This window comes from Syntrophomonas erecta subsp. sporosyntropha, assembly GCF_055395365.1.
Genome location: NZ_AP042459.1, coordinates 2,673,582 through 2,685,793 on the forward strand (window position 1 = coordinate 2,673,582; position 12,212 = coordinate 2,685,793).

The following is a 12,212-nucleotide window of genomic DNA, read 5'->3' on the forward strand; positions in this document are numbered from 1 at the left end:
AAGTGCCTATTTAAAGCATTCATCAGCTGTTCAATTTTTTAGCAAGGTACTTATAATTTCAGCCCGGGAGGAAACACCATATTTGGAGTAAATATTTTTAACATGGGTTTTCACAGTATTTTCACTGACACCAAGCTCTGCAGCAATCGCCTTATTAGTTTTACCTCTAAGAATTAATTGCAAGACATCCTGCTCACGATTAGTAAGAACATCAAGGGTCTTGGCAGTACTTACGATATTTTTTTGCTGTTTTTCTTCCATTGAGGCATAGGCCATCAGATAGGTATGATTCGACAAGAGCATAACCAGATGACGGTTTAAAAGAGGTAAAATAGCCAGAGTGATACAAATCACAGTAAGAGCGATAACTGCTACGTTAGCGCTGGAAATGTTTGATGAAGTGATACTGCTCCCCAGTAAGCCACCCAGCAATACTCCAAAAACGTTAGCCGATAAGCCGACCCCGAATATTTTCACCGGATTGTCGGTATAGTCCAGCATTTCACCGATGATACTCCACCAAAATAAATCGAAAATCCCGCAGGCCCCCAGCATCAGGGTGTCTACTATAAAATAACTGGCGACGGATCGGTCCAGAAACATAAAGGCAATAAAGGATGCCATAATCATGGCCATGCCTATATATAAAAAGTAAGAGCGTTTCACCTTACCCGGCAGATTACGCATGATTATAAGGGCCACAATATAAGGCACGGCCCAATACCAGCTGGTAAGCCATGTCAAATATTTAAAAGCAGGGTTAAATACCTGATACATCAGCCCTGAGTTAATGGTGATAATCACCACAAACAGAATTAAGTACAGCATTGGTGCCTTTAAATTAGGATACACCCCAGTGTCGTTAACCCCAGCTAGCAGCTCTTCGGTTACCGGAAGCAGCGCCGCGAACACTCCTGCCAGTAGTAGCACCAGAATAGATAAGCCAAGTCCCAAAAAGGGTGATAGGTAAATAGCGGTAAGATTGATAAGAATCATTATTATATTGGAATAAATCAGTACATCCGCACAGGTTTTGATACGCTTGTTTTCAGGGGTACAGCTTTTGAGAAAACATCCCCATGCAGCAACCGCACAACCTGAAGCCAAGGCACAAACAATAAGCGACACTGTCCACAAAAAAGACCCGGAAAAGAAAAACGGTATGGAACCTACAAAGCTAAATCCAATACCATAAAGCATTACAATTTTTGCAGCCCTTGACGTTTTTACAAAAAAGCCGCAGCCAAAAAGACCGACAAAATGTGCAATAATGGCGGTAAAGATAAATGTGGTTGAGGATATCTTAAAATAATCCATCAGGCTATAAAAAACCTGACCTTCAAACACAAACGAAAGCAGGTATGCGAATAGTAAGGAAAACGCAAGGACGGAAAGTCTGCGTGGTTCAATTACAATTTTGTCCATTGCTTCGCCCCCGAGCATAATTTAGCATTCCAATTGTATCATTGAATAAATAAAACGACCAGTGGGACATGGGGACAGGTTTGGTGTTCCGGGACACCAGGACAGGAGGATAGATTTACTGCCCAGCCTTCCCTTATCCCTGAAAAAAGTGATAGTTACCGCGTCAAATCAACGTCGAACCCACATATTTTGGCTATTTGGAAAGAAATCCTGTATAAGATAATAGTTCACGAAAATCCCAACCTTGATGCTCTTTTTAAAAAGGTATCGGAAAACGCCCCAGTCTTCTTTTATTAAAGTATTGATTAACTGCTTAATATAGCTTTATAATTTTGAATAGTGTAATTAATTCTTTACGCAGGATGGACAATTCTTTAATAATAATTTGTAGTTTGGTAAGACGGGAGAGGAAAAAAATGCCTATCACAGAATTATTGTCGCGCAATGCCGAATTGTATGGCCAGGAAAAATGCCTGACCGAGATTAATATGGATCTCCAGGAAAAGGATAATGTTACCTGGTTAGAGTACGAGCTGATTGAAAACAATCCAGCCGGAGAATACCGCCGGGATATGACCTGGTGCGTTTTTGACGAGAAAGCCAATCGACTAGCGAATCTATTGCTCAAAAGAGGTATTAAAAAAGGTGATAAGGTAGCTATTCTTTTAATGAATTGCCTGGAATGGCTGCCTATTTATTTCGGAATATTAAAAGCAGGTGCAATTGCCGTACCTTTAAATTTTCGCTACACGGCTGAAGAAATAAAATACTGTCTAGATTTATCCGATAGTGTTGCCTTGATCTTTGGACCTGAATTTATTGACCGCATGGAGTCAATTATCAATCAAATTCCCAAAGTCAGAACAATCTTTTATGCTGGGGAAAACCGCCCGATTTTTGCGGAAAGCTATGACCGCCTTACGGCTAATTGTTCCTCACAGGCTCCATCGATTAAACTTTATGATGATGATGATGCAGTAATCTATTTTTCTTCGGGGACTACGGGATTTCCTAAAGCAATTTTGCATACCCATAGAAGTCTGATGTCATCGGCATATACCGAGCAAGCCCATCATGGACAAACCCGTGAGGATAACTTTTTATGCATTCCTCCACTTTACCATACCGGTGCTAAAATGCACTGGTTTGGCAGTTTGTACTCAGGCAGTAAAGCTGTTTTACTACGTGGAGTTAAGCCGGAATGGATACTCAAAACCGTGTCCGAAGAAAAGATAACCATTGTCTGGCTATTGGTACCTTGGGCTCAGGACATTCTGGATGCTATTGAAAGCGGCCAGGTCAATCTGGAAAATTATGAACTGTCTCAGTGGAGATTGATGCACATCGGTGCTCAACCCGTTCCGCCCAGCCTAATTAACCGCTGGAGAAAACACTTTCCTAACCATCTTTATGATACAAACTATGGCTTGAGTGAATCAATTGGACCAGGATGTGTTCATTTAGGCACGGATAACATTCATAAAGTCGGTGCTATAGGTATTCCCGGTCATAATTGGGAAGTCAAGATTGCTGATAAGGAAGGCTGTACCGTTCCCCAGGGGCAGGTTGGTGAGCTAGTAGTTAAAGGACCAGGGGTAATGAAGTGCTACTACAACGACCCTGAAGCAACTGCTGCGGTACTTAAGGATGGCTGGTTATATACAGGAGATATGGCCCGCATGGATGAAGATGGTTTTATCTATTTGGTTGACCGTAAAAAAGATGTAATCATAAGTGGAGGAGAAAATCTCTATCCAGTACAAATTGAAGACTTCCTGCGGGCCCATGATGCAGTTAAGGATGCAGCCGTTATAGGGCTGCCAGATAAACGTTTGGGAGAAATTGCTGCAGCTATCATAGAACTGAAACCGGGCTGTCAGTGCAGTGAAGAAGAAATAAGAAAGTTTTGTGCTCCTATGCCGCGCTATAAACGTCCGCGAACAATTATTTTCGATAAAGTCCCGCGTAATCCAACCGGCAAGATAGAAAAACCTCGTTTAAGAGAAAAATATGGCGCAAAGTTTTTGGTTGCGGCCCAAACGAAAAGTTAACCATAAATCTAATCGAAGGAAGACAGGGTAAACGTCCCCTGTCTTCTTTTCAATATTCTTCTTATTGTTTTTCCCTACAGAGGATACGGGGGACAAATAATTGAGCACTTTATCAGTGTCGCTGTTACTTCCATAACCAGATATGGTTGAAAATAATATATGCTGGGGGGACAGGGGACCTGTCCCCTTATAAACTATAAATCTTTCACCAAGGCAGAAGCTGTTTTTCCTTCACTACTTTCCGCATAGAATTCTACTGACAAATTACCATCAAATACATATTTCATCCTGTATATATCGCTAAAATATGGGGCTGGTTCAAGCGTTAGTGGTGTACCCAAAACTGACATGATTTGCTCAAAAGTATCGCCGATTGTTACGCCAAGTAGTTTAGTCCCGGCCGGATAAAATATATCAGTTGCTTTATTACCACCAAAAAATGTTATGGTCACACCATTATATATAAGCTCGGTACCGGCAAAGTCCTCAACACCATCAACATCCGCAATCGTTACATTTTGCGCTTTTTGACCGGTAGCTTTTTCAATATATTGCACATCTTTGCCCAACAGACTTAATATCTTATCATTTTTGATATAGTCTGCTACTAAACCTTTTATGGCCGAATCCAAATCCGGATACCCTTTTCCATTTACTATGTAAGTTTCCCATGTAATTACTTCAGGATCATTGATTGACTTCATTGCTAACAGGTACATATCCGTGTTTAGATACTGACCGTCATAATACTGTTCTGATGGGCAGGTTTTAAAATAATCAACTAATAAATCAACCGCGTCATTGTAGACCGTTCCTTGATTATCCACAAAGTACACACTGGCAGCCCCACCATTTAGTCCCACTCTTTCAAAAACATAAACCAATGCATCCCCTATTTTAGCTTCGCGAAGTAAATGTACATCATAATCAGAATTATCAGTTGAAACTTCTAGTTTATCCGTAAGTATTTTCAGTGCCTGACCTTTATCCACCGTTTGCACTTTAGCAACAGTTTCCGACTGCTGTCCATTTTTGTTTTGCCGTTGATTTTCTTTCTCAGTGTTGCTGTTACTTCCACAACCAGATATAGTTAAAAATAGCATACAAATCAGTGTTATTGCTATTCCTCTCAATATTACCACCTCTAATATTATAATAAATAGTAAGATTGTTTTTTCTGATCTCCTCCCTCTAAGTCTATTTACGCCCGTTCTTTAAACTTTTCTACAATATTGTATATAATTCCTGTTGCTTTCCGGAAATAGAAACGAAAACTTATGGCGGAAAACTTTAATTAGAGTTATTTTAAATGCATAACAAAACTGTAATTTAAAAATACACCACTAATTTTGAAAAAACTATCACTAATGAAAATACACTACCCTTTTTGTTGCAAATACAAAGGAAAATAGCAAGAAAGGATGCTGAGGATAATACAAAAATATATATCAAACATCAAAACTTTTATAAAGGGAAGTCTTTAAGAAATATTGCTAAGAGACTGGTCCTGATTTTAGAAATGTCAAGAGATACGCCGAAGAATCCGACTTTAAATGCTACAAATTTCATATAAGAGCATTATTGCATGAATTAAACAGTTTAATCTTATGGCTCAATTTTATTGCTTCTTTTCCAGAAACCGAGCTTTTGGGCTTCTTTAATCAAATCATCGCGAAATTGGGGATGGGCAATTTCTATGAGCTTTTCGGTTCTGTTCCAGATAGATTGACATTTAAGTAAGGCTTTACCGTATTCAGTTACTACATAATGGGTCATTTGCCTGGAAACAGTACAGGCCGCACCTGGAGTTAAAAATGGCTTGATTTTTGATTGCAGCTTGCCACTTTTATCCACATAGGTAGACGAGGTGCAGAGGAAACTCTTGCCACCAGGAGAGTGATAGGCTCCAAGGACAAAATCCCATTGTCCACCAGTTCCTGTGATTTGCCGCGGGCCTTGCATTTCTGAAACTACTTGCCCATAAAAGTCAATCTCCAAGCAGCCATTAATGGAAATCATATTGGATATGCGCGCAATAATAGCAGGATTATTAGTATAGTCTACAGAATAGGTGGCAATCATAGGGTTGTGATCCATAAATTCATAAAGTTCTTGCGAACCTAAGGCAAAAGAACAGACCATTTTTTTACGGTCAAGTTCCTTTTTAGCTCCGGTGATACAACCGTTTTTCCACATCTCATAATAGGCATCAGCCAGCATCTCGGTATGAACCCCCAGGTCTTTTAATCCGGCTTCTGCAATCTTTTGGCCCAAATAGTTAGGCAGTCCCCCAATGCCTAACTGAATACAGCAGCCATCGTGGATGTCTTCCATAACATACTCGGCAATCTTCTTTTCTGCTGCAGTTGGTTCCAGTACCGCAGGATTAGCCATTAGTTCATGTTCTCCTCTAACAACAAAATCAATTTCGGAAATATGAATCTGGTTGCCATTTCCACCATAGACATAAGGCATGTTTTCATTTTCTTCTACAATAGCAATTTTGGCATTTTCCAGAACAGCTTCACAATGCGAAGTATTAATGCCAAAGTTAAAATATCCATATTTATCCATAGGGCAAACTCTCATCATAGCTACATCTACTTCTACCTCACGGTTACGATAGTAACCTGGTACTTCATGGTATAAAAGAGGAGAAAAGCTACAAATACCCTGGTCACCTAGTTTGGCATCAAATGCACTGTAATGCCAGCTATCCCACTGAAAATGCTCCATGCCGGGGTCGCTTTGCGGGACTTCGGGAAAAGGCGGGAGGGATATCCCACTTCTGATGTGAACACCATAAAGCTCATCTTTTCTCTTGGCTAAGGCTTTGTCCAATGCTTTAGGGTAGCCGTTAAAGTACATGTAATCCACCCAATCACCTGATTTTGACTACCTTTACGGCCTCTTCCGGGGTACGAAACTTGGCTTTGTACTCACCTGCAAACATTTATAACTCCTCCTTTGGATTTCTTCCATTATTAAGTAATTAAACAAGGCCAGTCCACACCCCTTCTTCAAGGGACATAGGGGACACAGGGACAGGTTTGCTGTCCCCCTGTCCCATTCTACGTATATTTAGGCGGTTTTCGGAAAATCTAAATTCGGAGGTGAAAAAATGGGCCAAACATCAAGGGCTCTTCTTGTAAAATTAGTAATGACATTTATTGCTGGATTGTTAACCCTTAGTTTAATTGACGGCAATCGCTGGTGGCCAGTTTTAGTTATTGCAATAATTGGTACTGCTGTTAACTATTTTGTCGGCGATTTAGTGGTACTTCCTGCGTTAGGCAATATAACAGCCTCTATAGGTGACGGCATTATGGCAGCTTTGGTCGCCTACGTGGTAGCACTTGCTTGGCCGGAGGTAGTAGTCAGTTTTACGTCCTTACTAGTCTTTGCTATCATCATTATGGTAGGAGAGTACTTTTTTCACCAGTATTTGGAGAAATCAGAGGAGGTTGCCCCTTAGTAATAGTATGCAGGACATGGGACATGGGGACATGGGACATGGGGACAGGTTTGCTGTCCCCATGTCCCCCCTGCTATGTTACAAAACTAAATACCGGGCGAGCAGCTTCTCCAGCGGAATATTTATCTCCGGGGAATACTTTATGCCCTAGTTTGACCCTTTTACCTATAATATCCATGCTGGTGATTCCGGGATCTACATCGATAAGGTTTCCCATAATCCAGGGCCCTTCATCAAGTTCAACTATTATGATAGTAATAGGAATTTCATCCTCACGACCCTCAGAATTAATATAGGAAGTAGTAAAAGTAACAATTTTTCCGGTACCCACTAATTCTGTAATTTCTGTATCGGTACTGGTACAGTTCTGGCAAACCATCATCGGCGGACAAGTAACCGTCCCGCAATCATTACACTTCAATCCAAGTAATATATCCTTCTTTAGGGCTTTGTTGTACTCCTTAAAAGTAAGCTTATACTCCATGTTACCCCCCCCTTTTTACTCTGATGCGAAGATGATGCTAACCAGTACTCCATCTCCACCCAGCGTATCCATAAGCCCGTATTTGGCACCATCGACCTGTCTTCCCTGTTCGACCATTTGGCCTCGTAACTGGCGGGTTAATTCGTAGGCCTGGGATACTCCGGTAGCTCCGACAGGATGGCCTTTTGATTTCAGTCCTCCGGAGATATTAATGGGGATCTTGCCTCCCAGTCTAGCCTCGCCTTTTTCCCATGCTTCTCCGGCTGTACCGAATTCAAAGAAACCTAGTCCTTCAGCCGCAATTATGGCCGCGATGCTAAAACAGTCATGAAGTTCACATACGTCGATATCCTTTGGAGTTAAACCGGACATCTTATAAGCCTGCTGTGCTGCTAATTCTCTGGCCCTCAGCCTGGGCAGATACTTGTACTGGGAACTTAGTTTACCGGAGGAAGCCTGACCTATTCCGGTAATATAGACTGGCTTATTAGTCAGTTTTTTAGCTACTTCTTCAGAAGCAAGGATGATGGCAGCTGCTCCATCCGAGAACGGACAGGCATCTTGTAATTGGATGGGAGTGGCAACCATAAAACTGTTAAGAACATCTTCTTTGGTGATTAGTTTTTGAATCTGGGCTTTCGGATTCTTTAGCCCATATTCATGAGATTGAACTGATACCGATGCCATTTGTTCTTTAAGCCGCTCTAAGGATATTTCATATTTGGAAGCATAAAGATGGGCCAGTAAAGCAAATGCAACCGGAAAGGTAAAGCCAGAGGGAAACTCGTAACGGCTGTCTCCAAACATAGCAAATGTGCGGGTAGCTAGGGGAGTTCCCATGGCCGTAGCTCTTTCCACTCCACCTACCAGTACAATGTCATAATAGCCCGAAGCTACCCAGATGAAAGCATCCCTTAAAGCCAGGCTTCCCGACGCACAAGCACCCTCAAACCTGGTGGCAGGAATATTAAAACAGCCAATGTCGTTGGCAAAAAACGATTGTACCATTCCTTGCCCTTCGGAAAATTCCCCCAAAACATTGCCGACATTTATGGCCTGAATGTCCTGGGGTTTTAAGTTTGATTCCATAATGGCATCTATAGCTACCTCAGATAACATCTCTACTGATGTTTTCGGCGAGTTAAAACAGAATTTACTATGTCCTCCACCTAATATAACAACCCGTCTCATATTTACTCCTCCTTTCCGCTCATGTCCAGACCTATTTAGCGTTCAGACGAATGGCCCCATCCAGGCGTATCGTTTCTCCATTTAGCATGGGATTTTCAACAATCTGTTGTACTAACATGGCAAATTCTTGCGGTTTTCCTAACCTTGGGGGAAAGGGCACCATTTTCCCCAGGGATTCCTGAAATTTTGGGGGAAGCCCGGCCATCATTGGGGTCTTGAAGATTCCTGGAGCAATGGTACAGATCCTTATTCCATCCCCAGAAAGATCCCGGGCTACAGGTAGAGTCATGCCTACCAGAGCAGCTTTACTGGCTGCATAGGCAACTTGACCAGTTTGCCCGTCAAATGCTGCAATAGAAGCAGTATTAATTATTACGCCTCTTCCTTCTTCATCATTTAGTTCGTTCTTTATCATTTTATCTGCAGCTAATCGCATCACATTAAAAGGCCCAATCAAGTTAACCTCTATAGCCTTTATAAACACTTCCAGCTTATGAGGTCCTTTTTTACTGGCTATTTTCATACCCGGGGCTATGCCAGCACAATTTATAACAATATCTATTCGCTTAAATTTTTCCAATGCAAAGTCGATAGCTGCCTGAACTTCCTGGGAAGCGGTAATATCCGTCTTGATAAATACAACTACCTTTCCTAGTTCTTCTGCCAGCGAAGTCCCTCTTTTTTCATTCACATCCAGCAACACAACCTGAGCACCTTTTTCGACCAGCATCCTGGTGGCAGCTTCCCCAAGTCCCGAAGCTCCACCGGTGATAATTGCCGTTTTACCTTCTATCTTCATAGTTTCATTACTCCTTCCCTAAAAAGCAGGGTCCCAACCCTCTGCTGCTAACCAGTTTCGTGGCCTCGGTTACGCTCCGCCCCCTTAAAACCCGATCATATGCTGCAAGAGTTTTAATACCTGTTTATAAATCAATAATTGCAAAATATATTTTAGGCCTGTAAAGCTCCATTTTACAGGTACTAAGGTAAGCTTATTATCCTGTTCGCTGCGCTTAGCATCCGATACCACCGCAATTTTGAACCAGCGGCCTGCAATTATGCAGTTATTTGGCCATAGCTGAGTAATATTTTGAGGTAGAACCAGTAGTGTACTAAATCAGAACCACCTTGTTCATCTTAGAGAACCACTCTGGTCTTTCTCAGAGCCGCCGTCAAAAGACGGCAGCTCCAAGTATTGTTTTATTCTTTTAGACCATGACGTTCCCTCATTGATATTTCACCATCAATAAGAATAGTATAGGAATCATGAACTATACGATCCAAAATGGCATCGGCTAAAGTATCTTCACCTATTTTCTCGTGCCATCCCCTGGGATCAAACTGCGAGCAAAAAATAGTCGATCCAGTTTGATGTCTGGCTTCCACAATTTCCAGAACATCCATGGCTTGTGGTTCTCGTAAAGGCCTTAATAACCATTCATCCAGAATCAGGAGGCTTACTTTTTTGTACTGCTTCATGACTTTTTGATAAACCCCTTCACCTCGTGCAACAGCTAATTCATTGAGCAAATCTGGAAGACGAACATATTTAACAGTATAATAATTTCTACAGGCGGCTATACCGAAAGCACACCCCATATAGGTTTTTCCGTTTCCAGCAGCACCCATAATGATAATGTTATGCTTTTCCTGTATGTAGTTACAGGTAGCCAGGCGTAAGAGCTGGGTTTTGTCCAATTTCCTGTCCGGGTGGTATTCAATATCTTCCATACATGCCTCGGGAAAACGGAATTGCGCTTGTTTGATTAAACGGGCAAGCTTATTTGTTTTTCTTCTTGACCATTCAATGTCTACCATTAGCCCTAAGCGTTCCTCAAAGGATAGTTCCTGATATTTGGAATCAGATAGCTGGTCTCTATAGGAATCTGCCATTGCCGTCAGTCGCATTTCATTGAGTTTTGTTATCGTGCTTTGGTTAATCATGCTTCTTACCTCCAAAATAGTCAGCACCACGGGTAAAGCCGAAGTTTTCTGCTGTATTTTTCTTTGAAGTAGCTATTGGGTTTGTTCCTTCTGTCAGTTTGTCTTATCCGGTTTTCAAGATAGTCTGGATGCTCTTTAAATTCGGACAAGGCGTATAGGATAATGCCTTCCTACAGGCGGATTCTACTCTGTTTACAGAATATTTGTCCGCCAGTTTCATTAGTGACATACAGGAACGATATCCTTGCTGTTCTACTTTATGTGAAGATAAGATAGCTTGCATGGCAGCCTCTGTGTTAGGACCAACAGTTCTAGCCCAGTCCATGAAGCGCTCGCCGTTCCATGATAGATACTGTTTATGGTTGTCTGGCATATGTTCCGGTAATATTACGGGATCGTTTCCTTCCCCATAAATACGGACATGAGATGCTATACGGTGGTTATGATAAAAAACCTCAATGACTTTACTTGTTACACGAATATCCACCTCATGTTTGATGTATTCATATGGAACCGAATACTTGTTTTTATCAACATGTATGAGATAATCATACTGTACAATAGCTTTTTTCCAGGTAGCTAACTCGTATGGGGAAGCGGGTAGGGGTAAAAGCAAAGCCTTCTCTTCTTCAAGGAACGCACTCTTCCTGCTTCCCGGTTTCTTTTGAAATGGTTTTTCATTAAACTCGTCTAGTTTGATAAAGATGGCCTCATTCAATTCCCTTAATGAAAAAAACTGCTGGTTCCTTAGGGAAGCAATGATCCAGGTGGTGATGATCCCAACTGTCCCCTCTACGACACTTTTATCTTTCGGGTGTTTCACCCGGGTTGGGATAACAGCAGTACCATAGTGTTCTGCCATCTCGTTATAGGTTCGGTTAATAGTAGGCGTAGGTCCTGAAACTCGATCAACTCCTGTCTTAAGGTTGTCGGGTACAAGGATTCTAGTAACGCCACCAAAGTACTGATAAGCATGGATATGGGCTGTAATCCAGCTCTCCATATCCATTGATAAAAATGCCTCCACATATGCAAACTGGCTGCACGGAAGTGCTGCAACAAATACATAAGCCGGAATAATTTCGCTGGTAATATTGTTAATGATGGATACAGTTTTTCCTGCCCAATCCACCTCCATAATTTCACCGGGTTTACGTTGGATACGCATGGTAGCTTTTGTTGTACTTGCGTAGCGTCGATAATATCTGCAAAACTGACTGTACATAAGTGGGATCTCACCGCTTAAATGGCACTCCTCACAATATTCATTCCATAGAAGGGTAAGTGTTACGCCACTCTTAGCCATTTCCTTATGAATACGCTCACAATCCGGCATCTTCCGGCTAGAAGAAACACATTTTTCAGGAAATAGAAGCTGATGTAACTCGCCATCTGTTCGGTCTGAAGGTAGCGGCCACGAAATACCACGTTGTTCTGCCCGTTCCAGGACGGCAGTAATGGTATTACGTGAACAATGACAGCTAGTGGCTATGCCTCTTTTGCTCATACCCTGGCTACTAAGCCTAAGGATTTCACGATACTGGGTCATAATATCGACCTCCCGTATAAGATTTACACTGATAAACAGTGCATATCCTTACTATACAGGTGTGGTTTTCGCTATGACCATAATGGTTCTATT

The 12,212-nt window shown here is 41.8% G+C and carries 10 protein-coding genes; 2 read left to right on the forward strand and 8 right to left on the reverse strand.

Annotated features, from left to right (window positions below):
* Positions 1-30: 30 nt before the first annotated feature.
* Entirely contained in the window at positions 31-1,425 is a 1,395-nt protein-coding gene (locus ACZ5Q0_RS12960) for a response regulator transcription factor (protein ID WP_446820243.1), read from the reverse strand.
* Between the two features lie 416 nt (positions 1,426-1,841).
* Here ACZ5Q0_RS12960 and ACZ5Q0_RS12965 point away from each other — a divergent pair, with 416 nt between their 5' ends.
* Positions 1,842-3,476 (forward strand): class I adenylate-forming enzyme family protein, encoded by a 1,635-nt coding sequence (locus ACZ5Q0_RS12965; RefSeq protein WP_446820242.1) that lies wholly within the window; start codon positions 1,842-1,844, stop codon positions 3,474-3,476.
* 194 nt (positions 3,477-3,670) lie between these two features.
* Here ACZ5Q0_RS12965 and ACZ5Q0_RS12970 read toward each other — a convergent pair whose 3' ends face one another.
* The gene (locus ACZ5Q0_RS12970; RefSeq protein ID WP_446820241.1) at positions 3,671-4,609 is read right to left on the reverse strand and encodes a hypothetical protein; all 939 of its coding nucleotides are present in this window, start codon (positions 4,607-4,609) and stop codon (positions 3,671-3,673) included.
* Between the two features lie 472 nt (positions 4,610-5,081).
* A complete protein-coding gene (locus tag ACZ5Q0_RS12975) occupies positions 5,082-6,344 on the reverse strand; it encodes an acetyl-CoA hydrolase/transferase family protein (protein WP_446820240.1) in 1,263 nt (420 codons plus the stop codon).
* A gap of 253 nt (positions 6,345-6,597) precedes the next feature.
* Here ACZ5Q0_RS12975 and ACZ5Q0_RS12980 point away from each other — a divergent pair, with 253 nt between their 5' ends.
* On the forward strand, positions 6,598-6,951 hold the full coding sequence (locus ACZ5Q0_RS12980; protein ID WP_446820239.1) for a DUF2512 family protein: 354 nt from the start codon (positions 6,598-6,600) through the stop codon (positions 6,949-6,951).
* A gap of 73 nt (positions 6,952-7,024) precedes the next feature.
* Here ACZ5Q0_RS12980 and ACZ5Q0_RS12985 read toward each other — a convergent pair whose 3' ends face one another.
* From ACZ5Q0_RS12985 to istA, 5 genes are all read right to left on the reverse strand, one after another.
* A complete protein-coding gene (locus ACZ5Q0_RS12985; RefSeq protein WP_446820238.1) occupies positions 7,025-7,435 on the reverse strand; it encodes a Zn-ribbon domain-containing OB-fold protein in 411 nt (136 codons plus the stop codon).
* A gap of 15 nt (positions 7,436-7,450) precedes the next feature.
* Entirely contained in the window at positions 7,451-8,626 is a 1,176-nt protein-coding gene (locus ACZ5Q0_RS12990; RefSeq protein WP_446820237.1) for a thiolase C-terminal domain-containing protein, read from the reverse strand.
* Positions 8,627-8,657: 31 nt separating this feature from the next.
* Positions 8,658-9,425 (reverse strand): 3-hydroxyacyl-CoA dehydrogenase, encoded by a 768-nt coding sequence (locus tag ACZ5Q0_RS12995; RefSeq protein ID WP_446820236.1) that lies wholly within the window; start codon positions 9,423-9,425, stop codon positions 8,658-8,660.
* 401 nt (positions 9,426-9,826) lie between these two features.
* Entirely contained in the window at positions 9,827-10,570 is a 744-nt protein-coding gene (gene istB, locus ACZ5Q0_RS13000; protein WP_446818376.1) for an IS21-like element helper ATPase IstB, read from the reverse strand.
* A gap of 103 nt (positions 10,571-10,673) precedes the next feature.
* Positions 10,674-12,119, reverse strand: a complete 1,446-nt coding sequence (gene istA, locus ACZ5Q0_RS13005) for an IS21 family transposase (RefSeq protein ID WP_464827169.1) — start codon at positions 12,117-12,119, stop codon at positions 10,674-10,676.
* Positions 12,120-12,212 lie beyond the last annotated feature (93 nt).